Origin of the sequence: Rubrivivax gelatinosus IL144 (assembly GCF_000284255.1) — a bacterium.
GTDB classification, from domain to species: Bacteria; Pseudomonadota; Gammaproteobacteria; order Burkholderiales; family Burkholderiaceae_C; genus Rubrivivax; species Rubrivivax gelatinosus_A.
Map to the genome: position 1 here is coordinate 2988185 of NC_017075.1, position 25155 is coordinate 3013339.

Consider the following 25155-nt stretch of genomic DNA (forward strand, 5'->3'; position numbering starts at 1 on the left):
TGACGCGCGGCCGCCTTGACCCGGCTCATCCGGGCACTCGGACATAGGAAAACCCCGAACCGAGCGTGATAGCCTTCACATAGCATGCCGCGCCAGCCGACCCGAAGCGCCCGGGCGGCGTGCGAGAGATAGAGAGAGAAGAGACTAGACCCGAACGAGAGGAAGGAGCTCTTTCCATGACGACAAGTTTGGCGCTGTACATAGCGCTGGGGTGTGGCCTGGCGGCCGTGCTCTACGGATTCATCCAGCGGGGATGGATCCTCTCCCAGGATGCCGGCAATGCACGCATGCAGGAAATCGCCGGTGCCATCCAGCAAGGCGCGGCGGCATATCTGGCGAGGCAATACAAGACAATTGCCATCGTCGGCGCGGTTCTCGCGATCCTGATCTTCTTCTTCCTCGGCGGCCTTACGGCCGCCGGGTTCGTTTTGGGGGCCGTACTTTCGGGTGCCTGCGGCTTCATCGGCATGAACGTCTCGGTGCGCGCCAACGTGCGCACCGCGCAGGCGGCCACCAAGGGCATCGGCCCGGCGCTGGATGTCGCCTTCAAGGGCGGTGCGATCACCGGCATGCTCGTCGTCGGCCTGGGGCTGCTGGGCGTGTCGCTGTTCTTCTGGCTGCTGAGCGGCGGCCAGCACGCCGACTCGGCGACGCTCAAGCCGCTGCTCGGCCTGGCCTTCGGTTCGTCGCTGATCTCGATCTTCGCGCGCCTGGGCGGCGGCATCTTCACCAAGGGCGCCGACGTCGGCGCCGACCTGGTGGGCAAGGTCGAAGCCGGCATCCCCGAGGACGACCCGCGCAACCCGGCGGTGATCGCCGACAACGTCGGCGACAACGTCGGCGACTGCGCCGGCATGGCGGCCGACCTGTTCGAGACCTACGCCGTGACGCTGATCGCGGCGATGGCGCTGGGCGCGCTGCTGCTGCCCAACGCGGCGCTGGCCGCGGCGGTCTATCCGCTGGTGCTGGGCGGCGTCTCGATCATCGCCTCGATCATCGGCTGCGCCTTCGTCAAGGCCAGCCCGGGCATGAAGAACGTGATGCCGGCCCTGTACAAGGGGCTGATCGTCGCCGGCGCGATCTCGCTGGTGTTCTTCTTCTTCGTCACGCGCCTGGTGATGCCCGACGACGCGCTCGGCGCGAGCACGCAGATGCGGCTGTTCGGCGCCTGCGTCGTCGGCCTGGTGCTGACGGCGGCGATGGTCTGGATCACCGAGTACTACACCGGCACGCAGTTCAAGCCGGTGCAGCACGTCGCGCAGGCCTCGACCACCGGCCACGGCACGAACATCATCGCCGGCCTGGGCGTCAGCATGAAGTCCACCGCCTGGCCGGTGATCTTCGTCTGCCTGGCGATCTACAGCGCCTACGCGCTCGCCGGCCTGTACGGCATCGCGATCGCCGCGACCTCGATGCTCAGCATGGCCGGCATCGTCGTCGCGCTCGACGCCTACGGCCCGATCACCGACAACGCCGGCGGCATCGCCGAGATGTCGGGCCTGCCCGACAGCGTGCGCGACATCACCGACCCGCTGGACGCCGTCGGCAACACGACCAAGGCCGTGACCAAGGGCTACGCCATCGGCTCGGCCGGCCTGGCCGCGCTGGTGCTGTTCGCCGACTACACCCACGCACTGGAAGCGCGCGGCATGTCGCTGGCCTTCGACCTGAGCGACCACCGCGTGATCGTCGGCCTCTTCATCGGCGGTCTGATCCCCTACCTCTTCGCGTCGATGGCGATGGAAGCCGTCGGCCGCGCCGCCGGCTCGGTGGTGGTCGAGGTGCGGCGCCAGTTCCGCGACATCAAGGGCATCATGGAAGGCACCGCGAAGCCGGAGTACGGCACCGCGGTCGACATGCTGACCACCGCCGCGATCAAGGAGATGATCGTGCCGTCGCTGCTGCCGGTCGTGGCGCCGATCCTGGTCGGCATGCTGCTCGGCCCGGCGGCGCTGGGCGGGCTGCTGATGGGCACCATCGTCACCGGCATCTTCGTCGGCATCTCGATGTGCACCGGCGGCGGCGCCTGGGACAATGCGAAGAAGCTGATCGAAGAAGGCTTCACCGACGCCAACGGCGTGCTGCACAAGAAGGGCAGCGAGGCGCACAAGGCGGCGGTGACGGGTGACACCGTCGGCGACCCCTACAAGGACACCGCCGGCCCGGCCGTCAACCCGCTGATCAAGATCATCAACATCGTCGCGCTGCTGATCGTCCCGCTGCTGCCGCTGGCCAGCAACCCGGTCAAGGCCTCACACGTCGAGCCGGCACCAGTGGTGCAACCGGCCGAGACCGCGCCGGCGATGCCGGCGGCGCCGATGGCCGAGCCCTCGGCCCCGGCCGCGTCGCAGTAAGCTCGCGATCTTTCCCGCACGTGCCGGCGCCCTCGGGGCGCCGGCCTTTTTTCCGATGTCCGAGAAGCCTCCCGAGGTCGCCCCCGAGCTGCCGCGTTATCGCCCGATCCCGCGCCGGCGCCGGCTGCTGATCGTCGCGCTGGCGATCGCGACCGCGATCACGGTCGTGTCGATGCTGCTGGACCCGCCCGGCCGCCCCGAGCACCCGCGCGACGCCCAGGTACGAGAATGCCCGACCGGCCGCGGCGTCAACTGCGTCGGCGGCAAGGCCCAGGTGCTGCTGCTGGCGCCCGAGGCGCCGAGCGCCGCCGCTTCGGCCACGCGCTGAAGCGCTGCGTGTTCCAGGTCACCGACGCGCACGCCGCGACGGTGTGCAATGCAGGGCTCCGACGACGCGACGCCCGATGACCGACAAGCGCCCTCCCCGCACCGCCTCCGTTCCCCAGGGCCGCACGCGCCGGCTGCTGCACTTCGGCCGCGCGGTCGGCGAACTGGCGGCCGGCGCCGCCGCCGAAGGCCTGTCGCGGCTGGCGCGCGGCCAGCTGCCCAAGCCCTCGGCGATGATGCTGACGCCGGCCAACGCCCGGCGGCTGGCCAACCGCCTGTCGCGGCTGCGCGGCGCGGCGATGAAGTTCGGCCAGCTGATGTCGATGGACGGCCACGGCGTGCTGCCGCCGGAGTTCGCCGAGCTGCTGGGCACGCTGCGCGACCGCGCCCACGTGATGCCGGCCTCGCAGCTGGCCGAGGTGCTGGAGCAGGAGTACGGCGTCGGCTGGCACCGGCGCTTCCGCCAGTTCAGCTTCGAGCCGATCGCCGCGGCCTCGATCGGCCAGGTGCACCGCGCGACGACGCACGACGGCCGCGTGCTGGCGCTGAAGATCCAGTATCCCGGCGTGCGCGAGAGCATCGACAGCGACGTCGCCAACCTCGCGCTGCTGGCTAAGACGCCGGGGCTGGTACCTGCCGGGCTGGACCCGGCACCGCTGTTCGAACGCGTGCGCCGCGTGCTGCACCAGGAGACCGACTACGTCGCCGAGGCGCGCGCGCTCGAGGAGTACCGCGAACGGCTCGGTGACGACGAGCTCTTCGTCGTGCCCGAGGTCGACGCCGAGCACTCGACCGGCCGCATCCTGGCGACCAGCTTCCAGCCCGGCGACACCATCGACCACCTCGCCGCGCCGGGCGTGCCGCAGGCCCACCGCGACCGCGTCGCCGAGGCGCTATGCCACCTCGTCGTGCGCGAGATCTTCGAGCTGCGCCTGGTGCAGACCGACCCGAACTTCGCCAACTACCTCTACGACCCGGCGACGCGCCGCGTCGCGCTGCTGGACTTCGGCGCCACACAGGCGGTGAGCCTGCAGCGTGTCGAGCACCTGCGCGCCCTGGGTCGCGCGATGCGCGACCAGGACGCGGAGGCGATGACGCGGGCCGCACGCCGCGCCGGCTTCATCGCCGAGGGCGACCCGCCCGAGCAGGCGCGCGGCGTCGTGCAGCTGATCCTGACGATCGGCGAACCGCTGGCCCACGACCGGCCGTTCGACTTCGCAGGCTCGGACCTGTTCAAACGCAGCTTCGACGCCGGCCGCGAGCAGTTCTTCGGCGACGGCTTCTCGCACGCACCGCCGCCGGACCTGGTGTTCCTGCAGCGCAAGATGGTCGGCGTGTTCATGCTGTGCACGCGGCTGAAGGCACGCGTGAACCTGGCGCGCCTGTTCGGCGCCCAGCTCTAGCTCAGGCGAAGACGCGGCGGCGCATGCCCAGCCACTCGTTGCCCGCCAGCGCGGCGAGCACGAGCAGGCCACCGACCAGCACCGCCATGTCGGGCGATTCGCCGGCGCCAAGCCAGGCCCAGGTGACGCCGAAGATCACCTCCAGCAGCCCGAGCAGCGACATCTCGGCCGCCGGCAGCACGCGCGACAGCGCGACCGCGATCAGGCAGGGCACGGCGAGCTGCACCGAGCCCAGCAGCGCGAGCAGGCCGAGATCGTGCGCCGAGGCCTGGAACGGCATCGCCAGCGGCAGCGTCGCCAGCGCCGACAGCGTCGCGCCGATCAGCACCGCCGGCAGCATGTCGGTCGAGCGGTCGTCGCGGCGCGACTGCAGGAGGGTCCAGTTGACCGCCGCCGACACCGGCACGGCCAGCGCCACCAGCGTGCCGAGCACGTGGCGCGTGTCGCCGCTCAGCTGCTGCCCGTACATCCAGGCGATGCCGGCGCCGGCGACGCCGATCGCGCCCCAGGTGCGCGCCGGCAGCCGGTGGCCGAGCGCCAGCCGCGCCAGCAGCGCGGTGATCAGCGGCCCGAGCGCCATCGTCACGAGCACGTTGGCCACCGTCGTCAGCGTCAGCGCGACCATGAACGAGGTGTACATCGCGGCCCAGCACAGGCCCGAGAACCAGACGATGCGCCCGCCGTCGCGGATCGCGCGCACGATCTGCGCCGGCCCGCGCAGCCAGGACAGCAGCGCCAGCAAGGCCAGCGCGTTGAACGCGCTGCGCCAGAACGTCACCTCGAAGCTGCGCGCCGCCTCGAGCTGCCGCGTGACCACCCCCGCGATGCTCCACAGGAAGGTCACGAGAATCATCAGCAGGACGGCGTTGCGGCGTGTCACGGCAGAAGCAGAAGAGCGAATGGCCCACAGAGGCTCGCGCAGCGAGCCGGGCAACTATCTAGCCAGAGCCCGCCCCTCGGAGGGGGGCTGGGGGGAGCGGTGCGGAAGAGCGGAACGCGGGCGGCGCACGCCGCCAGCGTTCAACTACCTTCGCGCGAAGCACGCTTCCGGTCGTGCTCCTTCAAATGGCGCTTGCGGATCCGGATGCTCTTCGGCGTGATCTCGACCAGCTCGTCGTCCTCGATGAACTCGACCGCGTACTCCAGCGTCAGCTCGATCGGCGGCGTGATCTTGATCGCGTCTTCCTTGCCGCTGACGCGGAAGTTGGTCAGCTGCTTGGTGCGCGTGGCGTTGACGACGAGGTCGTTGTCGCGGCTGTGGATGCCGACGATCATGCCTTCGTAGGTCGGGTCGCCAGGCTTGACGAACATGCGGCCGCGGTCGTCGAGCTTGCCCAGCGCGTAGGTGATGATCTCGCCGTCGTCCATGCTGATCAGCACGCCGTTCTTGCGCCCGGCGATCTCGCCCTTGTAGGCCTCGTAGCCGTCGAAGATGTTGCTGATCAGGCCGGTGCCGCGCGTCAGGTTCATGAACTCGTTGGAGAAGCCGATCAGCCCGCGCGCGGGGATGCGGTACTCCAGGCGCACGCGGCCGCGGCCGTCGACTTCCATGTTGGCGAGTTCGCCCTTGCGCTCGCCCAGGGCCTGCATGACGCCGCCCTGGTGCTGGTCCTCGACGTCGACCGTCACCAGCTCGATCGGCTCCTGGCGCTCGCCGCCGTCGTCGTGGAAGACGACGCGCGGCTTGCTGACCGCCAGCTCGTAGCCTTCGCGGCGCATGTTCTCCAGCAGGATCGTCAGGTGCAGTTCGCCGCGGCCGGAGACCTCGAAGATGCCGTCTTCGCCCGACTCCTTGACGCGCAGCGCGACGTTGCTCTGCAGTTCCTTCTGCAGACGGTCCCAGATCTGGCGGCTGGTGACGTACTTGCCTTCGCGGCCGGCCAAGGGGCTCGTGTTGACGCAGAAGTTCATCGTCAGCGTCGGCTCGTCGACGCTCAGCATCGGCAGCGGCTGCGGGTTGGCCGGGTCGGTCAGCGTGACCCCGATGGCCACGTCCTCGATGCCGTTGACGAGCACGATGTCGCCCGGGCCGGCTTCGTCGGCCATCACGCGGTTCAGGCCCTCGAACTTCAGCACCTGGTTGATGCGGCCCTTGTAGCTGCGGCCGTCCGGGCCTTCCATCACCAGCACGTCCTGCGCGGGCTTGAGCGTGCCGCTGTTGACGCGGCCGACGCCGATGCGGCCGACGAAGGTCGAGTAGTCCAGCGAGGAGATCTGCAGCTGCAGCGGCGCCTCGGCCGAGCCTTCGTGCGCCGGTACGTGCCTGAGGATGGTCTCGAACAGCGGCGCCATGTCGGTGCCCCAGGCTTCGCCCGGCTCGCCCTCTTCCAGCGCCGCCCAGCCGTTCAGGCCCGAGGCGTAGACCACCGGGAAGTCGAGCTGGTCGTCGGTGGCGCCGAGCTTGTCGAACAGGTCGAAGGCGGCGTTGATGACGTAGTCGGGGCGCGAGCCGGGCTTGTCGACCTTGTTGACGACGACGATGGGCTTGAGGCCCAGCGCCAGCGCCTTCTTGGTCACGAAGCGCGTCTGCGGCATCGGGCCTTCCTGGGCGTCGATCAGCAGCACGACGCCATCGACCATCGACAGCGCACGTTCGACCTCGCCGCCGAAGTCCGCGTGCCCCGGGGTGTCGACGATGTTGATGTGCGTGTCCTGCCAGCGCACGGCGCAGTTCTTCGCCAGGATCGTGATCCCGCGTTCGCGTTCGATGTCGTTGCTGTCCATCACGCGCTCGGCGATCTTCTCGTTGTCACGGAAGGTGCCGCTCTGGCGCAGGAGCTGGTCGACGAGCGTGGTCTTGCCATGGTCGACGTGGGCGATGATGGCGATGTTGCGGATCGGCTGGGTCATGTCAGGCCTCGGCCTCGGCGGGCGTGGCGGAAGTAAGTGGGACGGGAGCGCCGAGCTGCGACGCCACTTCGGGCGGGCTCAGCAGGCGGTCGGCGATGAGTTCGCCGCGGGTGACGTGGGCGCTGCCGAGAAAGGCGCGCGGATCGGGGCCATAGACGCGCACGGCGGCAGCGTCGGCATGTTGGATGCGGCGGCGCTGGCCGCTGAGGAAACGACCGGCGTCCTCCTCGTCCAGTCGCACGGCGGGCCAGTCGGCGACGAGGCAGTCCACCGGGTGCAGCAGCGCGGCGCGCGCCTCGGGCGCCATCGCCTCGAGTTCGGCGATCGTCACCGCGCCCTGCAGCGACAAGGCGCCGCTGGCGGTGCGGCGCAGCGCCGACAGGTGGGCGCCGCAGCCGAGCGCGCGGCCGATGTCCTCGGCCAGCGTGCGCACGTAGGTGCCCTTGCTGCACTCGACGTCGAGCACCAGCGTCGGCGAGTTCCAGTCGAGCACGGCCAGCGATCGGATCGTCACCCGGCGCGGCTCGCGCTCGACCTCGACGCCCTGGCGCGCGTACTCGTAGAGCGCACGGCCCTGGTGCTTGAGCGCCGAGTGCATCGGCGGCAGCTGGTCGATCTCGCCGGTGAACCGCGCCAGCACGGCGTCGATCGCGGCGCGGTCGCAGTCGACCGGGCGCTCCTCGACGACTTCGCCTTCGAGGTCGCCGGTGCTCGTCGTGCGGCCCAGGTGCAGGGTCGCGGTGTAGCGCTTGTCGGCGTCCAGGCTGGCCTGTGAGAACTTGGTCGCGGCGCCGAAGCACAGCGGCAGCAGCCCGGTGGCCAGCGGGTCCAGCGTGCCGGTGTGGCCGCCCTTCTCCGCGCGCAGCAGACCCTTGGTCTTCTGCAGCGCGTCGTTGCTCGTCCAGCCGATCGGCTTGTCGAGCAGCAGCACGCCGTGCAGGGCACGGCGCGGCAAACGGGGAGGACGGGCGTTGCTCATCGCGGCGGGCTCAGTCGTCCTTGGCGCGCGTGGCGTTGGCCTTGGCGATCAGCGCCGACAGGTCGGCCGCACGTTCGGTCGTGCGGTCGAAATGGAAGTGCAGCGTCGGCACGGTGTGGATCGCCAGGCGCTTGAACAGGCCGTTGCGCAGGAAGCCGGCGGCTTCGTTGAGCGCCGTGGCGCTGTCCTCGGCGCTGCCGACCAGCACCGAGAAATAGACCTGGGCGTGCGCGTAGTCGGGCGAGACCTCGACGCTGTTGATCGTGACCATGCCGATGCGCGGGTCCTTCAGCTCGCGGATCAGATCGGCCAGATCACGCTGGATCTGGTCGGCGACGCGGAAGCTGCGGTTGACGGGGGCTTTCTTGTGACGCATCGGGATGCTCCAAAAAACACGCGACCCCGCCAAGGCGGGGCCGCTCGCGATCAAGGTCGGTAGCGCCCCTCGCCCGGCATTGCGGCCGGGCGGGAGCCAAGGGGACTCACAGAGTCCGCGCCACTTCCTTGACTTCGAAGACTTCGAGCTGGTCGCCTTCGCGGATGTCGTTGTAGTTCTTCAGCTTGATGCCGCACTCGAAGCCTTCCTTGACTTCGCGAACGTCGTCCTTCATCCGCTTGAGCGACTCGATCTCGCCGGTGTAGACGACGACGTTGTCGCGCAGCAGGCGGAAGCGTGCGTTGCGGGTCACCTGGCCGGCCGTGATCATGCAGCCGGCGACCGTGCCGATCTTGCTGGCCACGAACACCTGGCGGATCTCGGCCATGCCGATGACTTCCTCGCGCTGCTCCGGCGCCAGCATGCCCGCCATCGCCGCCTTCACCTCGTCGACCGCGTCGTAGATGATGTTGTAGTAGCGCAGGTCGACGCCGTTGCCCTCGGCCAGCTTGCGCGCACCGGCATCGGCCCGCGTGTTGAAGCCGATGATGACGGCCTTGGAGGCGATCGCCAGGTTGACGTCGCTCTCGCTGATGCCACCGACCGCCGCGTGCACGATCTGCACCTTGACCTCGGCCGTCGAAAGCTTCTGCAGGCTCTGCGCCAGCGCTTCCTGCGAACCCTGCACGTCGGCCTTGATGATCAGCGGCAGCGTCTGCGCGGCGTCGCCGAGCTGGTCGAACATGTTTTCCAGCTTCGCGGCCTGCTGCTTCGCAAGCTTGACGTCGCGGTACTTGCCTTGGCGGAAGGTGGCGATTTCGCGCGCCCGGCGCTCGTCGGTCAGCACGATGAACTCGTCGCCGGCTTGCGGCACCTCGGTCAGGCCCTGGATCTCGACCGGCATCGACGGACCGACGGACTCGGTGTTCTTGCCGTCTTCGTCGAGCATCGCGCGGACCCGGCCGTAGCTCGAGCCGGCGAGCACGACGTCGCCCTTCTTCAGCGTGCCGCTCTGCACCAGCACCGTGGCCACCGGGCCGCGGCCCTTGTCCAGGCGGGCTTCGATGACGAGACCGCGGGCGGCGGCTTCGACCGGCGCCTTCAGTTCCAGCACCTCGGCCTGCAGCAGCACCTGCTCGAGCAGGTCGTCGATGCCGGTACCGGTCTTGGCCGACACCGGGACGAACGGCGAGTCACCGCCGAAGTCCTCGGGCACGACGCCTTCGGCGACGAGCTCGCTCTTCACGCGCTCGGGGTTGGCGTCCGGCTTGTCGATCTTGTTCAGCGCCACGACGATGGGCACCTGGGCCGCCTTGGCGTGCGAGATCGCTTCCTTGGTCTGCGGCATGACGCCGTCGTCGGCGGCCACGACCAGGATGACGATGTCGGTCGCCTTGGCGCCGCGGGCACGCATCGCGGTGAACGCCGCGTGGCCCGGGGTGTCGAGGAAGGTGACGACGCCGCGCGGCGTCTCGACGTGGTAGGCGCCGATGTGCTGCGTGATGCCGCCGGCTTCACCCGCGGCGACGCGGGCACGGCGGATGTAGTCCAGCAGCGAGGTCTTGCCGTGGTCGACGTGGCCCATCACGGTGACGACCGGCGGACGCGGCAGCGCCTCGGCGGCGTTGTGCGCGGCGGTCTCTTCCTCGGTGAAGGCTTCCGGATCGTCCAGCTTGGCGGCGAACGCCTTGTGGCCCATCTCCTCGACGAGGATCATGGCCGTTTCCTGGTCCAGCTGCTGGTTGATCGTGACCATCTGGCCCAGCTTCATCAGCTGCTTGATCAGCTCGCTGGCCTTGACGGACATCTTGTGCGCGAGGTCGGCGACGGAAATCGTCTCCGGCACGTGCACTTCCTGGATCTGCTGCTCGGGCGGCGGCGTGAAGTTGGAGCCGCCGTCGCGGTCACCGCGGCCACCCCGCATGCCGCCACGCGGCGCACGCCAGCCCGGACGCGCGCCACCGGCGTCGCCGCGCGTCTTCAGCGCGGCACGCTTCTTCGCGGCGTCGTCGGCCCAGCTCGAGGACAGCTTCTCGGACTTGACCTGTTTCTTGTCGCCCGGCTTGGCGGCCGTCGTCGACGACGGCGCGGAACCCGGTGCGCCCGGCTTGGCGGCCGGCTTGTGGATCGTGCCCTTGATCGCTTCCTTGGCCGCTTCGGGCTTCGGCTCCTCGGGCTTCTTGGCCACGAGCGTCTTGCGCGGCTGCGCCATCATCGCGCGGATGGCGGCGGCCTCGGCCTCGGCGGCCTTGCGCTTGCGTTCGAGTTCGGCCTGACGTGCGCTGTCCTCGGCGGCCTTGTCGGCAGCCTTGACGACACGCAGCACCGGCTTGGGCGGCTCGGCGGGCTTGGCCGGTTCGGCCTTCGGAGCTTCGGCGGGCTTGGCGGCTTCGACGGGCTTGGCCGCCTCGGCCGCCGCGGCCGGCTTCGCGGCTTCGGCCGGCTTGGCCGACTGCGCGGCCTGGGCACGCGCCGCTTCCTCGGCCGCAGCCTTGGCGGCGGCTTCGGCGGCGGCCTTCGCGGCGGCTTCGGCGGCGGCCTTGGCAGCCGCTTCGGCGGCGGCCTTGGCAGCAGCTTCGGCGGCTTCGCGGGCCTGGCGCTCCTGCTCTTCGCGGCGGCGGCGCTGCTCGGCGAGTTCCTCTTCCTGGCGGCGCAGGGCTTCGGCTTCGGCGCGCGCTTCTTCCTCGCGGCGCTGGAGATCGAGCTCCTCGGCCGACGGGCCGGCGGTCATCTCGCCGCCGGGGACGTCGTCACGCTTGACGAAGACACGCTTCTTGCGCACCTCGACCTGGATCGTGCGAGCCTTGCCGCTGGCATCGGCCTGCTTGATCTCGGTGGTCGACTTGCGCGTCAGGGTGATCTTCTTGCGCTCGGCGCCGCCAGTGCCGTGCGACGAACGCAGGAACTCGAGCAGACGCTCCTTGTCCGCGTCGGTCAGCGCGTCGTCGGGCGACTTCTTGGCGACGCCGGCCGACTGCAGCTGCTCCAGCAGCGCCGCCGTCGGGCGGTTGAGCTGGAGGGCGAACTGGGCGACGGTAGTCACGGCCATGTGGCGGTATTCCTCGGTTTTTTGCAGCGGGCGCGAGCGTTCAGCAGTCTGTCGTTCAGGCAGTGAACCAATGCTCGCGCGCCTTCATGATCAGGGCACGCGCCTGCGTCTCGTCGACGCCGGTCATCTCGACCAGTTCGTCGACGGCCAGGTCGGCGAGGTCGTCGCGGGTGTTGACGCCGCCGTCGGACAACTTGCCGATCAGCTCGGGCGACAGCCCCTCGAGATCGCGAAGGTCTTGCGACACCTCGTCGACCTTCTCCTCGCGCTCGATCTCCATCGTCAGCAGCGCGTCCTTGGCACGGGTGCGCAGCTCGTGCACGGTGTCTTCGTCGAACGCGTCGATCTCGAGCATCTCCTGCAGCGGCACGTAGGCCACTTCCTCGAGGCTCGTGAAGCCTTCGGCGATCAGGATGTCGGCGACTTCCTCGTCGACGTCGAGCTTCTCGACGAACACCTTGCGCACCGACTCGGTCTCGGTGGCCTGCTTGGCCTGCGATTCCTCGGCGGTCATGATGTTGATGCGCCAGCCGGTCAGTTCGGACGCCAGGCGCACGTTCTGGCCGCCGCGGCCGATGGCGATCGCGAGATTCTCCTCGTCGACGACCACGTCCATCGCGTGGCGCTCCTCGTCGACGACGATGCTCTGCACGTTCGCCGGGGCCAGCGCGCCGATGACGAACTGCGCCGGGTCTTCCGACCACAGCACGATGTCCACGCGTTCGCCGGCGAGTTCGGTCGTCACGCCGTTGACGCGCGAGCCGCGCACGCCGACACAGGTGCCGATCGGGTCGACACGGCGGTCATGGCTGACGACGGCGATCTTGGCGCGGCTGCCCGGGTCGCGGGCGCAGCTCTTGATCTCCAGCAGGCCCTGCTCGATCTCGGGCACTTCCTGGGCGAAGAGTTCGACCATGAAGCCCGGCGCGCTGCGAGACAGCATGATCTGCGGGCCACGCTGCGTCGGGTCGACGCCGAGGATGAAAGCCCGCACGCGGTCGCCCGAGCGCAGGTTTTCCTTCGGGATCATCTCGCTGCGCTTCAGGCGCCCTTCGACCCGGCCGGACTCGACGATGATGTCGCCCTTGTCCAGACGCTTGACGGTGCCGACGAAGATCTTGTCGCCACGCGCCAGGAAGTCGTTGAGCAGCTGCTCGCGCTCGGCGTCGCGGATCTTCTGCAGGATCACCTGCTTGGCCGCCTGGGCACCGATGCGACCGATGGGCACCGACTCGACCGACTCTTCGATGTAGTCGTCGACCTCGATGTCCGCGATCTGCTCCTGGGCCTCGAACAGCAGGACCTCGGCATCCGGGTTCTGCAGGCCGGCCTCGTTGGGCACGACGTGCCAGCGGCGGAAGGTTTCGTACTCGCCGGTTTCCCGGTCGACCGCCACGCGGATGTCGACCTCGCCGCCGTGCAGCTTCTTCGTGGCCGAGGCCAGTGCGGCCTCGACCGCGCCGAAGACGACGTCGCGATCGACCGTCTTCTCGCGCGAGATGGCGTCCACCAGCATCAGCATTTCGCGATTCATCGCTCCAGACCTCCGTCTACCCCCGGCTCAGTGCCGGCCTTGCGGCCGCGCCGGCCTTTGAAATCCACCACCGGGACGAGCCGGGACTCGCGCACCTCGTCGAGCGAGAACGCCAGCACCTGCTCGGCCTTGCCGTCCTGGAAGACGAGACACCAGCCCTCGCCTTCCGCTTTGTTCAGGACACCCTTCCAATGCTTGCGGCCCTGGAACGGCTGCCGCAGCGTGAGTTCGATCTCCTGACCGGAGAAACGCTCGTAGTCGGCGGCACGGCGCAGCGGCCGGTCCAGCCCGGGGGACGAGACTTCCAGGCGCTCGTAGTCGACGTTCTCGACTTCCAGCACATACTGGAGCTGGCGCGTGACGGTTTCGCAGTCTTCGACCGTGATGAACTCGCCTTCGACCGGGTAGGCCTGGCCGGGGATGCGATCGATCGTGACACGCAGCAGCCCGCGACCGACGCGCTCGATGTCCACCAGGTCGTAACCCAGGCCGGCGACCGTGCGCTCGATCGTGTCGCGCCAGCTCGTGCGACGTCCGTCGCCGCTGGCGCCTGCCTTGTCTGCCGTGTCCGCTTCGCTCAAAGTGCCCCGTGTCCTTTACCGGTTCGCGCCCGCCGTCACCGGTTGCCCGATGCTGGCGTCACCCCCCGGGGCCGCCGAGGCGTCTTGCTGCCGCCTTCTTGAGCCGGAGGTCGCGACGCGCTTGTCTGTTCGGGCTTCGATAGCCCTCGGCAAGCACGCCGGCAACCCCGAAAAGGCGTTCGAGCAAAAAAAATGGGCTGGAAGAATCCGCCCACGCCAGCATTTCCCGGGAAAGGGGCATTATAGCCGCGGCTCAAATCCTGAGCAAGGGCAGAACACCGGCGCTGCAGGGATGCCAAAATCCCGCCTTCCCCAAGAACGGAGTCACCATGGGTTTTCTTGCCGGCAAGCGCCTGCTCATCACCGGCCTGCTCTCCAATCGCTCGATCGCCTACGGCGTGGCCCGCGCCTGCCGTGCGCAAGGCGCGGAGCTCGCGTTCAGCTATGTCGGCGAGCGCTTCCGCGACCGCATCACCGAGTTCGCCCGCGAGTTCGATTCGGAACTGGTGTTCGAATGCGACGTCGGCGACGACGCCCAGATCGAAACGATGTTCAAGCAGTTGGCCGAGCACTGGCCGCAGTTCGACGGCTTCGTGCATTCGATCGGCTACGCGCCGCGCGAGGCGATCGGCGGCGACTTCCTCGACGGCCTGTCGCGCGAAGCCTTCCGCATCGCCCACGACATCTCGGCCTACAGCTTCCCGGCCCTGGCCAAGGCGGCGCTGCCGATGCTCAAGCCCGATGCGGCGCTGCTGACGATGAGCTACCTGGGCGCGGTGCGCGCGGTGCCGAACTACAACACGATGGGCCTGGCCAAGGCCTCGCTCGAAGCCAGCGTGCGCTACCTCGCGGCCAGCCTCGGCCCGCGCGGCATCCGCGTCAACGGCATCTCCGCCGGCCCGATCAAGACGCTGGCCGCCAGCGGCGTGAAGGACTTCGGCAAGCTGCTGGGCCTGGTGGCCGGCAGCGCGCCGCTGGGCCGCAACGTGACCATCGAGGAAGTCGGCAACGTCGCCGCCTTCCTGCTGTCGAACCTGGCCTCCGGCGTCACCGCCGAGATCACCTACGTCGACGGCGGCTTCAGCCAGGCGATGGTGCGCGGCGAGGAGTGAGTGCCGGCGGCATCGCCGCCTTGCGCTGCGCAAATCAGAACGGCCGGGAGGGCAACGCCTCCCGGCCGTTTTTCCTCTCGGCGCGCCGATCAGTCCTCGCGCACGCAGTCGACGAAGTAGCCGCGACGGCCCTGGGCGTCGACGTCCTCGACGAGGCCGTGCACGTCGGTCGCGAAGCCCGGGAAGGCGGCGTTGAACTCGCGCGTGAAGCGCAGGTAGTCGACGATGCGCTTGTTGAAGCGCTCGCCCGGGATCAGGAGCGGGATGCCCGGCGGGTACGGCGTCAGCAGCGAGGTCGCGATGCGGCCTTCCAGGTCGTCGACGGCCACGCGCTCGGTGCGGCGCTGCGCGATGTGGGCGAAGGCGTCGGTCGGCTTCATCGCCGGCACGATCTCCGAGACGTACATCTCGGTCGTCAGGCGGGCGATGTCGCCCTTGGCGTACTGCTCGTGGATCGCCTGGCAGAGGTCGCGCAGGCCCATGCGCTCGTAGCGCGGATGCGCGGCGCAGAACTCGGGCAGCACGCGCCACATCGGCGCGTTGCGGTCGTAGTCGTCCTTGAACTGCTGCAGCGCCGTCAGCAGCGTGTTCCAGCGGCCCTTGGTGATGCCGATCGTGAACATGATGAAGAACGAGTAGAGCCCGGTCTTCTCGACGACGACGCCGTGTTCGGCGAGGAACTTGGTGACGATCGACGCCGGGATGCCGGTCTCGGCGAAGCGGCCCGACAGGTCCAGCCCCGGCGTGATCAAGGTGCACTTGATCGGGTCCAGCATGTTGAACCCGTCGGCCAGCGCGCCGAAGCCGTGCCACTCGTCGTCGGCCTCGAGCACCCACTGCGCGCTCTGGCCGATGCCTTCGCCGGCGAGATCGTCCGGGCCCCAGACCTTGAACCACCAGTCGCCATCGCCGAACTCGAGCTCGACCTTGCGCATCGCGCGGCGGAAGTCCAGCGATTCGACGATGCTCTCCTCGACCAGCGCCGGGCCGCCGGGCGCCTCCATCATCGCCGCGGCGACGTCGCAGCTGGCGATGATCGCGTACTGCGGCGAGGTGCTGGTGTGCATCAGGTAGGCCTCGTTGAAGAGGTGGCGGTCGAGCTTGCGCTCGGTCGCGTCCTGCACCAGCACCTGGCTGGCCTGGCTGATGCCGGCCAGCAGCTTGTGCGTCGACTGCGTCGCGAAGACCAACTGGTCCTTCGGCCGCGCCCGCTTCTTGCCCATCGAGTGGAAGGGCCCGTAGAAGCGGTGGAAGGCGGCGTGCGGCAGCCAGGCCTCGTCGAAGTGCAGCGCGTCGACATAGCCGTCGAGCGCGTGCTTGATCGTCTCGGTGTTGTAGAGCACGCCGTCGTAGGTGCTCTGCGTCAGCGTCAGGATGCGCGGCTTGACCTGCTTCGGGTCGACGCCGGCGAGCAGCGGGTTGGCGGCGATCTTGCGTTCGATCGCCTCTCGCGAGAACTCGCTTTCGGGGATCGGACCGATGATGCCGTAGTGGTTGCGCGTGGGCGTCAGGAACACCGGCACCGCGCCCGTCATGATGATCGAGTGCAGGATCGACTTGTGGCAGTTGCGGTCGACCACGACCACGTCGCCCGGCGCCACCATGTGGTGCCAGACCATCTTGTTGCTGGTGCTGGTGCCGTTGGTGACGAAGAAGCAGTGGTCGGCGTTGAAGATGCGCGCCGCGTTGCGCTCGGACGCCGCCACCGGGCCGGTATGGTCGAGCAGCTGGCCGAGTTCCTCGACGGCGTTGCAGACGTCGGCGCGCAGCATGTTCTCGCCGAAGAACTGGTGGAACATCTGGCCCACCGGGCTCTTCAGGAAGGCGACGCCGCCCGAGTGCCCGGGGCAGTGCCAGGAGTACGAGCCGTCCTGGGCGTAGTCCATCAGCGCCTTGAAGAACGGCGGCGCCAGGCCGTCGAGGTAGCTGCGGGCCTCGCGGATGATGTGCCGGGCGACGAACTCCGGCGTGTCCTCGAACATGTGGATGAAGCCGTGCAGCTCGCGCAGCACGTCGTTCGGGATGTGCTGGCTGGTGCGCGTCTCGCCGTAGAGGTAGATCGGGATGTCCGCGTTCTTGAAGCGGATCTCCTCGATGAACTTGCGCAGGTTCAGCACCGCCGGGTCGAGCTCGGGGCCGGGCGTGAACTCGTTGTCGTCGATCGACAGGATGAAGGCGCTGGCGCGGCTTTGCTGCTGCGCGAACTGCGACAGGTCGCCGTAGCTCGTGGCGCCGACGACTTCGAAGCCCTCTTTCTCGATGGCCTCGGCGAGCGCGCGGATGCCGAAACCCGAGGTGTTCTCGGAGCGGAAGTCCTCGTCGATGATGACGATGGGAAAGCGAAAGCGCAGCATGGGCCGGGGCCTCGTCGGGACGACTGGGGTGAAACGAGGCGCGAAGTGTAGAGGCGCCGGCCCCCCTGGTGGGATGACGAAGGGTCGGACCGTGCACGCGACGCGTCGCGCACGGCTTTCGACGCATTTGTCCGACGCCGATGGTCGACGCGCCGCGGAGCTGAGGTAGACTAGCGGGCTATTTCCGGAAGGGTGGATGAGCGGTTTAAGTCGCACGCCTGGAAAGCGTGTGTGGGTTAACAGCCCACCGCGGGTTCGAATCCCGCCCCTTCCGCCAGATGCTCGGCAGCCCCTCTCCACCTAGGAGAGCGGGCCTCCAGACCGAAGCACTTTCCCCCACGCATTTCCCCCACGCTGTCGCACCGGCACAGCGATGCAAGCGGGCTCGCCCTGTTGACGCATCAGCACCGGGCTTGGAGTCGGTCAACTCCGGCCTCCAAGTCCTTGATCGAGTCAGTGAGTACCTTCAAGGCAGCCGCATAACGGACCGCGTCGTCCGACGTACGCGCATCCCAATCCTCAGGCCCAATCGTGGTCAGCGACAGTAGGGTCCTGTTTCTGAGGCCAAAGGCGCACTCGACCTGCTCTATCGCCACACGGAAAGCAACCTTCAGGTCAGCTCCCGGGATTGGGTAGGTCTTCGCCTCGCGCATCAACTCAACGGCTTGAGTCCACCTGTTAGAGCGGTACGCCTCTGTCAGATAGAGCTGATAACCAGACGGCGTGCGCGCCGAGTCGTTCGCCTCTTGCAGCAACTGCGAGCAGACGAGCAGGAGGTCTCGAAGTTCAATGACTTGGCCGAGGCTCTGCGCTGCCTGCTGACGATGGAAGTTCCGCTGCTGCTCGCGAAGTTGATACCAGATGCCGAGGACACCTGCCACGATTGCGAAGACGCTCCCAATTGCCTGCATCCACCCCGACCACTCGGACTTGGTCATACATGTGGACCAGTGATCTATGGTCAGCAGACAGAACTGCGGCTCGGCCATACGGCGCGTTCCCTCCCCACGACATCCTAGCGCGAAGCACTACAGAGGCAGCCGGCTGGCTCGACGGCGCCAGTAGCCAGTAGCTTGCATGTGGCGTCGGCACCCTCATCGCTGGCATGCACGCGCCGCGAAAAAGCAGATGCCCGGACGCGCGAGCCTGCGCTTTGCGCAAGCCCGCCCATCGGGGCATCTGTCGCGTTACTGCACCGGGTGCGCTTCCTCGGGCGCCAGGAAGTCGGTCACGCCGGCCAGTTCCTCAACATCCGCGGCGACCTGCTCGGGTGACAGGCCCAGCGCTTCGGCGACTCCTTCGACGCTGTAAAGCGGCGCGCCATCGTCTGTGAAGTGGGTCGGCCTCGGGAGCCTGATCCCGCAAGCTTCAGCCCCTCGGGCGACCGTTCCCGGGGCCTGCAGTTCGACCGCCTTGATCGCGGCGGCGAGCGTCCGCGGGTCATCTTCGCCGAGGGTCTCCAGCAGGTGTAGCGCATGGGCGAACGCCTCGCGGATGCGCTGCCTTTTTGCGTCGTGCTCAAGCCTGACCATTCGCACCGCAGCGTCGAGGAACGGGCCTGCAAGCTCGGCAGGCATTCCTCTGTCCACGAAGCAACGAATGGCGCCGCTGCGGGTAACGGGGCGATCCGGTTCTGGGAGAAGTGCTGCAACCGGCACGTTTTCCATCCCCAGCATGCCGGCGAAGGCTGCAGCACTGTCCAGCGCGGAGTCGATGCTCTCGATGCTGTCCGCGGCCTCCAGGCGGGCGACGAGGCCGGCGACGATGTTCGCGAGTTCATCCGCGCCCGCGCGCGGGGTCTTGTGGTGGCTCATGAGTGGCTCCAATGCAGAAGCCCCCGCCGGCAGCTTACCGAACGGGGGCGGTGAGGGTGCGCCGGCTACTGTCGGCGCGAACGCGGATGGGGGAGTTCAGGGCAGAAACACAAGGCAGCACGAGCACTTAGCCCGCGTGCTGTTCACTGCACCCGTTCATTTTGAACAGTGCCTGTCGGCTGCGGTCAGAAGGGCTCGGGTTCTGCCTCCTCGGTCCCGAGGCGCTCGGCTTCCGCGACCAGCGCTCGCAGCCTCTCGACGATCCTATGCCGGTGTGCCGGGGTGACCTGCGGCAGCGCCTGCATCAGGCCGGCAGTGGCCTTGTTGGCTTCGATGAAGTGCTCGTCGGCGAGACTCAAGCCTTCGCATGGTGGCTGCTCGGCGTTCGCGTTCCCGTGCTCCTGGCCCCCCATGCGGGATGCCAGTTCCCGGAAGTCCCTGAGCATCCATTGCCGGATCGTCGTGTGCCCGATGCCCAGCGCCGCACCAATCTCGCGGTAGCTCATCAGTTCCCGGCCGGTCTTCTTGTGCTTGCCGGCGCGGATGAAGGCCCGGAAGACCCCTCGATACTCGCGTGTCTTCAGGGGCACGCCATGAGCGAGGTTCGCGCTCGCGGCCTGCCAGCGCAGTTCTGACATCGTCAGGTCCGCAACCAGCGCGCGGACCTCGTCGCCGTTCGCCTCATAGCTGCTCAGGCGTTCGACCGCGCCGGCCTCCAGCCGGTGCCATCCGTCTACCAAGTACAGCGACCCGTCGGGTAACCGACCGACCTTGATCGGTGGTGGCACTTGCCCGGCGGCGGTCATGTCGCGGTAACGCTTGACGGCCCCAGCGTCGAGCTTGTGGCGGACCTGCAGCGGCTCGTGCCGGATGATGGACGCCTCCGGCACCCATTCTTCCCGCCACTCGATGGCGGCGTCAGCGCAGGAGGGCTGCGCGGCGGTGTTCTTCTGCTTGCTCATGTTCGCGGCCTTCCCGCGCTTCGCTGTATTGCCGGTGCTCGCGCACGATGCGCGCGACGGTCTGATTGATGGACGGCCGTTCGCCGGTTTCGGCTTCGGCCCTGCGCTGCTCATCCTTGATGTGGTCGAAGACTGAGACCGGCAGCGCCAGATTGCGGAAGACCGCAGGCTCTCGTCCTCGTCGAGGGTGCGCTGTTCGCACTTCGGAACCTCCTTCGGGTTGTGACGTTGATGCACGGCCCCGGACGACGGCGCGCCGTCTGCCGCGAGAAGCGCGGGTTAGGTCGGCGGTCCACCAAACGCGGCGCGTGGCTACGCCGCTGTCCGGGGTTCTCCAAGAGCCAGGGTCTAGCCCGATACCTCTGCGGGGCGCGCAAATAGGATCGAGCGCGCAGGCATCGCGCACGTCCTGCGCGGCGAACCCAGGGGGGGGGGGGGGGCGTCGAGGGCGATGGTGCGAAAGCCGCGCGCCGGGTCAGCCGGGCGTCTTTGCAATAGCCCGGGTTTAGCCGGCCGCTTCGCCGATGGCTCTCTGGATCGTGGCCCGGCCGACGTTGAACTCGCGCGCCAGCGCGGACACCGTAGCCCGCCCCGACTGCAGCCGCTGGCGGATGTCCGCGACCTGCTCAGGCGCCAGCGCTGCCGGCCTGCCGAGCTTCTTTCCCTCGCCCTTGGCCCGCTCCAGGCCCGAGCGGGTCCGCTCCCGGATCAGGTCCAGCTCGAACTCGGCCACGGCCGCGAGCACCTGCATCGTCAGCTTGCCGGATGCGCTTGTCAGGTCAGTTCCACCCAGCGCGAGGCAGTGAACGCGCACGCCCATCGCCGCCAGCGTCTCAACGGTGGACCGGACATCGTCCGCGCTGCGCCCCAGGCGGTCCAGCTTGGTGACGACGAGGACATCGCCGGGCTCTAGGCGGTCCAGCAGCTTGACGAACTGAGGGCGCAGCCGTGCGGCCTGACTGCCCGAGACCGTCTCGCAGACGATGCGCCGGGGGCTCAGGGCGAACCCAGCGTCGGTGATTTCCTTGATCTGGTTGTCGGTGGTCTGCTCGGCAGTGGACACGCGGCAGTAGGCGAAGACTCGGGCGGTGGACATGGGCGGGCTCTAGTCGGTGACCGGAAACGGTGCCCGAATCATGGATGATGACCGAAACCCTGTCAACCTAGGTTTCGGTCACGCCTACAGCCCCTGCCCGCAAACGGCCGTTTTCGGTCGCCCTTGGGGTCACCCGGCCAACGCCCACGGCAGGACAGCCGCGACACAGGTGCCGGCGCAGGCGCTGCATTGTCGGCCTGCTTGCGCCCCGCTATGGCCCCAGAAAGCCCGCTACGGGCCTTCAACGAGGCGCCGGCCACCTACCCGGCATCCCGGCGCCGCGGAAGCTCTGTAGGGCGCCTATGCGGCCTGTCAGTCGCCCGCCTGCCTCCATCGCCCGCAGGCCCGCCCTGGCTGGCTCCCGACCTTCCCCCATCAGGGACGAATGGCACAGAAGAAGGCCCGCGACGGGGCCGACCTTCTTCTCTGCTCTCCAGCGTCAGCGTCGCCTGTCGAGGATCAGTTCAAGGCGACCAAGGCGCAGGTTAAAGGCGTCGTCCTCCTTCCAGGCGTCCACGAAGGACGGCCCGCCGGCAACCCAGAAGGCGCCCGCGCCGGCCACGGATGGAACCAGCTTGGCGACAGCGCGGCCCGCGAGTCGGGCGATGGAGTCGAGGACAGGGACGGGGGTCACGATCAAGCGCATGGCTTGCAAGAGTCGAGGGTGTCGCACTGCAACATCGCAGCGGGGCGGACTGTGCCAGCCCCCGGACGGCTGCAGCGAAAAGACCATGCATCCCGTGAAGAGGACGGTTGTCGGTGAGGGACGGTCACCGCGTCGGGCACTCGAAAGGGCCCGCTTGGCGCGGCGTTCATGCGCTATCGGCCGGCGCATCTGGAGACGGAGGGGGGCACGGGGGGAAACCGGCGCGCCGGGCTCGTCAGATGCCCCCTCGGAAATTTCTCCCCAACATCGGCGGCCTCCCGTGCTCACCACTCAGCGGCGCGGCCGACCTTGGCGGGATAGCGCACCCTGCGGATTGCCTCCGCCTTCGTCTTCAGCGTCGCGCCCCCGGAGTACAGCCCGTAGGTGATCCGCGGCTTCTCATGCCCGACGATGTCGGCTGCAAGGTTCTCGGACACGCCGGCATCCTCCAGCAGCGTGACCAGCGTCTTCCGCAAGCTGTGGAACACGAAGAGCGGGCCGTGTCCCATCGCGGCCTTCAGCCGGCCGAACCGCTTGCCGATGGCGTTGGATCGGTCGTCGTACTTGTTGAAGGTCAGCCCGCCGATGACGTAGTCGTCGGTCGCCTCTTCCTTCAGCGCCTTCATCAGCGGCTGCAGCGCTGGATGCAGCGGAACCTCACGCAGCCCGGCGTGGGTCTTCGAGTCGACGATGCTGAAGGAGTCGGCCTTGACGTCCCTCCACTTCAGCGAGCACAGCTCTTCGATCCGTGCCCCCGTGTAGGCGCCCAGCGCGATCAAGTCCGCCAGCTTGTCGTCGCCCTTGTCCTTCGCGGCCTGCGCCAGCTTCGGCACGGCGGCAGGATCGAACGGAAGCCAGTGGTCCTGCTGTTCCCGCTGCGCCCTCTTGCCCTTGGCCTTCTTGCTCGGTAGCTCGATTTCCGCGAACGGATCCACCCCCTTCGGGACCGCCTTCACCTTGTCCGCCTGCAGGTAGCGCCAGTAGGACCGCCAGCACGAGACCATCCGCTTCAGCGACCCCGGCGAGACCGGCGCCTTCGGGTTGGCCTTCAGTTGCTCGGCCCACTGCGCCAGCGCCCCCGGCGTCATCGCCTCCAAGGTGTCGAAGCGGTCGACAAGCCGGCGAACGTCGGCCTTGTACTGGTCCCTGGCCTTCGGCACGAGGTACTGGATGGAGGCGACCCAGGCGTCGTAATGCAGCGTCGACGGGGTCGAGTAACCCAGCGCCAGCGAGGCGAACGCCTGCGCCTCTGCTGTGCCCTTCTCCTGCTCGACCTCCTCGGCCTTGTCGGTGACCAGCATCTCCATGGCCTCGGCGGTGTCGTGGTCGCCGGCCTTCTTCAGTTCCTCCAGCGTCGCCCGCCAGCGCAGCGCCTCCGTCTTCACAGCCCCCGGCTCGCCCTGCAGTTGCCGGAGCTGCGCCTTCCAGAGCGCGACGACAGGCTTCGCCAGTTCAACCGCGCGGCGCCTGTCGGTGGTCTGAAGGGTCTGCTTGAACTTCGTCCGCCCAAGCTGGGGGCGCAGATCGGCGGGAACCTTCAGGGTTGCGAACCAGACGTTGCGGCACAGCTCGATGTGGTCGGCCACGGGGCATCGGGGGCGGATGGTGGAGCGACCAGTTTACCCCACGTATTTCCCCCACGCTGGCTCCGATTCCACCCAGGCAAACAAGCCTGACAGGCACTTAGAGCACACCCGGCGGAATGTCCCGCCCCTTCCGCCATCTTTCTTCGGCCCCCTGCCCCGTCAGCGCAGGCAGCACGCGGCCCGGCCGCTCCCCTGACCCACCATCCCGCCCGCCCTCGGTTGCTCCGACGGCGGCAGTCCAAGCATGTGGTCAGCGCTCGCGCAGCAGCTTCGCGTAGAGCTCGCGGTAGGCGCCGATGACGGCGGCCTCGGAGAACTCGTGTTCGATGCGCCGCCGCCCCTGGCGCACCATCGCGGCCTGCAGCTCGGCGTCGGGGATCACCGTGCGCAGGCCCTCGGCCAGCGCGGCGCCGTCGTCGCAGGGCACGACCCAGGCGTCCTCGCCGTGGCGCGTCAGTTCGCGTGCGCCGCGGAAGGCGGTCGCCACCAGCGGCTTGCCGTAGCTCCAGGCTTCGAGGATGACGTTGCCCAGCGTCTCCGGGTCACGCGACGGGAAGACGATCAGGTCGGCGAGGTGGAACCAGGGCGTCGGGTCCTGCTGCCAGCCGGCCCAGTGCACGCGCCCGTCGACACCGAGCTGGCGCGCCTGCGCCCGCAGCGGCTCGGCCAGCGGGCCGTCGCCCAGCACGACGAGGCGCAGCCGGCGGCCGGCCAGCCGTTCGGGCAGGCGCGCGAAGGCGTCGAGCAGATAGCGCTGGCCCTTGACGTCGATGAGGCGGCCGGCGGTGACCAGCAGCAGGTCTTCGTCCTGCACCGCCAGTTCGGCGCGCAGCGCGGCCAGCGCTTCGGGCGAACACGGCTTCACCGGGTCGGCGAAGTTGGTGACGTGGTGCACGCGCTCGGCCGGCAGCCCGCCGGCGATCATCCAGTCGCACAAGCCCTGGGTGTTGCCGATCCAGGCATGGGCGTGAACGAAGGGGTCGAGCTTGTAATAGCCGCCCAGGCGCGAGACGTGCACCTGGCGGCCTTTCGGCGGCAGGTGCAGCAGCCGCGTCGCGCGGCCCATGTAGGTCTGCACGATCGGGGCGTCGCTGCGCGCGACCAGGCGCGCGACCTCCCACTTCGACAGCGGGTCCCAGACGGTGCGGAAACCCAGCTCGCTGTGCGCGATGCCGCCGAGGTGATGGCGCGCCAGGTCCGAGTCGCGGCGCACGACGGCATGCACGTCTTCGCCGGCCCGCACCATGGCTTCGAGGAAACGCTTGAACCAGCGTTCGGCACCGCCCATCTCGGCGCTGCCGATCAGGTGCAGCGACTTCACGAGACGCGGTCGGCCAGGGCGCCCTTGCCCTTGCGCGCCTGCTTGAAGTGCAGCTTCCAGGCGAAGCCGAGCAGGTTGTCGCCGTAGGAGATCGCCTTGCGCGTCAGCTCCAGCGGGTGCTCGGACAGGTTGCCGGCGCCGCGGATGCAGGTCGTCGCGCTGCGATAACCGGCTTCGGCGACGAACTCGCGCGAGCGCGCCGTGTAGTCGCCGTAGGGGTAGCAGAAGTGCGCGACTTCGGCGCCCAGCAGGTCCTCCAGCTGGCGCTTGCTGTCGGCGATCTCGCGGCGCTGCTCGGCCGCCGGCAGATGCGACAGCCGCGGATGGCTCAGCGTGTGCGAACCGAAGTGGCAGCCTTCACGGTGCAGCCGGCGCACGGCGTCGGCGGTCATCAGCGGCGCCGGGTCCGGGCGGTGCGTCTGCCAGGACGAGCGCTGGCCGATCAGCGAGCCGACCAGGTAGACCATCGCCGGGAAACCACGCTCCTGCAGCGCCGGCCAGGCGTGTTCGCGGAAGTCGTCGTAGCCGTCGTCGACGGTGATCACGACCGAACGCCGCGTCAGCGGACGGCGGCCGAACAGGCTGTCCACCGCCTGGTCCATGCTCAGCACGTCGAAGCCGGCGCGGTCGAGATAGGCGAGCTGGGAGCGGAAACGATCGATGTGGCAGAACAGCGCCCGGTGCGCGTCCGGGCGCGGGTAGCGCCCGATCTGGTGGTACATCAGGATCGACAGAGTCGGGGCGCCGGGCGGCATGTCGGAAGGCGTTCCCATCGCGGCCTGCACGAGGTGGCGCCGTCGTGCGGCGCCCC

Annotated in this window: 21 protein-coding genes and 1 tRNA gene; 5 read left to right on the forward strand and 17 right to left on the reverse strand. The window is 68.7% G+C overall.

From position 1 onward, the window contains the following. The first annotated feature begins 176 nt into the window (after positions 1 to 176). The 3 genes from RGE_RS13730 to RGE_RS13740 all read left to right on the forward strand — a co-directional run bounded on the left by RGE_RS13730 (position 177) and on the right by RGE_RS13740 (position 4084). A complete protein-coding gene (locus RGE_RS13730; RefSeq protein ID WP_014429018.1) occupies positions 177 to 2354 on the forward strand; it encodes a sodium-translocating pyrophosphatase in 2178 nt (725 codons plus the stop codon). A gap of 55 nt (positions 2355 to 2409) precedes the next feature. After that, positions 2410 to 2682 carry a hypothetical protein gene (locus RGE_RS13735; RefSeq protein ID WP_043784102.1) on the forward strand — a complete coding sequence of 91 codons (273 nt, stop codon included), beginning with the start codon at positions 2410 to 2412 and terminating at the stop codon, positions 2680 to 2682. Between the two features lie 76 nt (positions 2683 to 2758). Beyond that, positions 2759 to 4084, forward strand: a complete 1326-nt coding sequence (locus tag RGE_RS13740) for an ABC1 kinase family protein (RefSeq protein ID WP_014429019.1) — start codon at positions 2759 to 2761, stop codon at positions 4082 to 4084. Between the two features lies 1 nt (position 4085). Here the strand turns inward: RGE_RS13740 and RGE_RS13745 are convergent, their stop codons facing one another. The 7 genes from RGE_RS13745 to rimP all read right to left on the reverse strand — a co-directional run bounded on the left by RGE_RS13745 (position 4086) and on the right by rimP (position 13381). Continuing rightward, on the reverse strand, positions 4086 to 4937 hold the full coding sequence (locus RGE_RS13745; protein ID WP_052311063.1) for a DMT family transporter: 852 nt from the start codon (positions 4935 to 4937) through the stop codon (positions 4086 to 4088). A 167-nt stretch (positions 4938 to 5104) separates the two neighbouring features. Then, a complete protein-coding gene (gene typA, locus RGE_RS13750; protein ID WP_014429021.1) occupies positions 5105 to 6934 on the reverse strand; it encodes a translational GTPase TypA in 1830 nt (609 codons plus the stop codon). 1 nt (position 6935) lies between these two features. Continuing rightward, positions 6936 to 7913: a tRNA pseudouridine(55) synthase TruB gene (gene truB, locus RGE_RS13755; RefSeq protein WP_014429022.1), complete on the reverse strand. Its 978-nt coding sequence runs from the start codon at positions 7911 to 7913 to the stop codon at positions 6936 to 6938. A gap of 10 nt (positions 7914 to 7923) precedes the next feature. Further along, positions 7924 to 8289, reverse strand: a complete 366-nt coding sequence (gene rbfA, locus RGE_RS13760) for a 30S ribosome-binding factor RbfA (RefSeq protein ID WP_014429023.1) — start codon at positions 8287 to 8289, stop codon at positions 7924 to 7926. 106 nt (positions 8290 to 8395) lie between these two features. After that, on the reverse strand, positions 8396 to 11338 hold the full coding sequence (gene infB / locus RGE_RS13765) for a translation initiation factor IF-2 (RefSeq protein ID WP_014429024.1): 2943 nt from the start codon (positions 11336 to 11338) through the stop codon (positions 8396 to 8398). Positions 11339 to 11393: 55 nt separating this feature from the next. Next, positions 11394 to 12872 (reverse strand): transcription termination factor NusA, encoded by a 1479-nt coding sequence (gene nusA / locus RGE_RS13770; RefSeq protein WP_014429025.1) that lies wholly within the window; start codon positions 12870 to 12872, stop codon positions 11394 to 11396. Next, on the reverse strand, positions 12869 to 13381 hold the full coding sequence (gene rimP / locus RGE_RS13775; protein ID WP_043785422.1) for a ribosome maturation factor RimP: 513 nt from the start codon (positions 13379 to 13381) through the stop codon (positions 12869 to 12871). Before rimP ends, nusA begins: the two co-directional genes overlap by 4 nt. 401 nt (positions 13382 to 13782) lie before the next feature. Here rimP and fabI point away from each other — a divergent pair, with 401 nt between their 5' ends. Further along, positions 13783 to 14565 (forward strand): enoyl-ACP reductase FabI, encoded by a 783-nt coding sequence (gene fabI, locus RGE_RS13780; RefSeq protein ID WP_014429028.1) that lies wholly within the window; start codon positions 13783 to 13785, stop codon positions 14563 to 14565. Positions 14566 to 14654: 89 nt separating this feature from the next. Here fabI and RGE_RS13785 read toward each other — a convergent pair whose 3' ends face one another. Then, positions 14655 to 16919: an arginine/lysine/ornithine decarboxylase gene (locus RGE_RS13785; protein WP_014429029.1), complete on the reverse strand. Its 2265-nt coding sequence runs from the start codon at positions 16917 to 16919 to the stop codon at positions 14655 to 14657. Positions 16920 to 17105: 186 nt separating this feature from the next. Between RGE_RS13785 and RGE_RS13790 the strand changes: the two genes are divergently transcribed. Then, positions 17106 to 17196, forward strand: a tRNA-Ser gene (locus RGE_RS13790). A gap of 124 nt (positions 17197 to 17320) precedes the next feature. On the opposite strand, the gene RGE_RS13795 is transcribed toward RGE_RS13790, so the two are convergent. The 9 genes from RGE_RS13795 to RGE_RS13835 form a co-directional block, all read right to left on the reverse strand. Then, positions 17321 to 17908 (reverse strand): hypothetical protein, encoded by a 588-nt coding sequence (locus tag RGE_RS13795; protein ID WP_014429030.1) that lies wholly within the window; start codon positions 17906 to 17908, stop codon positions 17321 to 17323. Positions 17909 to 18106: 198 nt separating this feature from the next. Next, positions 18107 to 18733 carry a hypothetical protein gene (locus RGE_RS13800; protein WP_014429031.1) on the reverse strand — a complete coding sequence of 209 codons (627 nt, stop codon included), beginning with the start codon at positions 18731 to 18733 and terminating at the stop codon, positions 18107 to 18109. A 185-nt stretch (positions 18734 to 18918) separates the two neighbouring features. Further along, positions 18919 to 19695: a ParB N-terminal domain-containing protein gene (locus RGE_RS13805; protein ID WP_014429032.1), complete on the reverse strand. Its 777-nt coding sequence runs from the start codon at positions 19693 to 19695 to the stop codon at positions 18919 to 18921. Next, positions 19652 to 19897 carry a hypothetical protein gene (locus RGE_RS24300; RefSeq protein WP_158443094.1) on the reverse strand — a complete coding sequence of 82 codons (246 nt, stop codon included), beginning with the start codon at positions 19895 to 19897 and terminating at the stop codon, positions 19652 to 19654. Before RGE_RS24300 ends, RGE_RS13805 begins: the two co-directional genes overlap by 44 nt. A 303-nt stretch (positions 19898 to 20200) precedes the next feature. Then, a complete protein-coding gene (locus tag RGE_RS13815; RefSeq protein ID WP_014429033.1) occupies positions 20201 to 20791 on the reverse strand; it encodes a recombinase family protein in 591 nt (196 codons plus the stop codon). Positions 20792 to 21230: 439 nt separating this feature from the next. After that, a complete protein-coding gene (locus tag RGE_RS13820) occupies positions 21231 to 21437 on the reverse strand; it encodes a hypothetical protein (protein ID WP_043784108.1) in 207 nt (68 codons plus the stop codon). Between the two features lie 284 nt (positions 21438 to 21721). Continuing rightward, positions 21722 to 23023, reverse strand: a complete 1302-nt coding sequence (locus RGE_RS23270; RefSeq protein WP_014429035.1) for a tyrosine-type recombinase/integrase — start codon at positions 23021 to 23023, stop codon at positions 21722 to 21724. 250 nt (positions 23024 to 23273) lie between these two features. After that, positions 23274 to 24344 carry a glycosyltransferase gene (locus RGE_RS13830; protein WP_014429036.1) on the reverse strand — a complete coding sequence of 357 codons (1071 nt, stop codon included), beginning with the start codon at positions 24342 to 24344 and terminating at the stop codon, positions 23274 to 23276. After that, the gene (locus RGE_RS13835) at positions 24341 to 25117 is read right to left on the reverse strand and encodes a polysaccharide deacetylase family protein (RefSeq protein WP_100226714.1); all 777 of its coding nucleotides are present in this window, start codon (positions 25115 to 25117) and stop codon (positions 24341 to 24343) included. The genes RGE_RS13830 and RGE_RS13835 overlap by 4 nt, the downstream gene beginning before the upstream one ends. Positions 25118 to 25155: the final 38 nt, after the last annotated feature.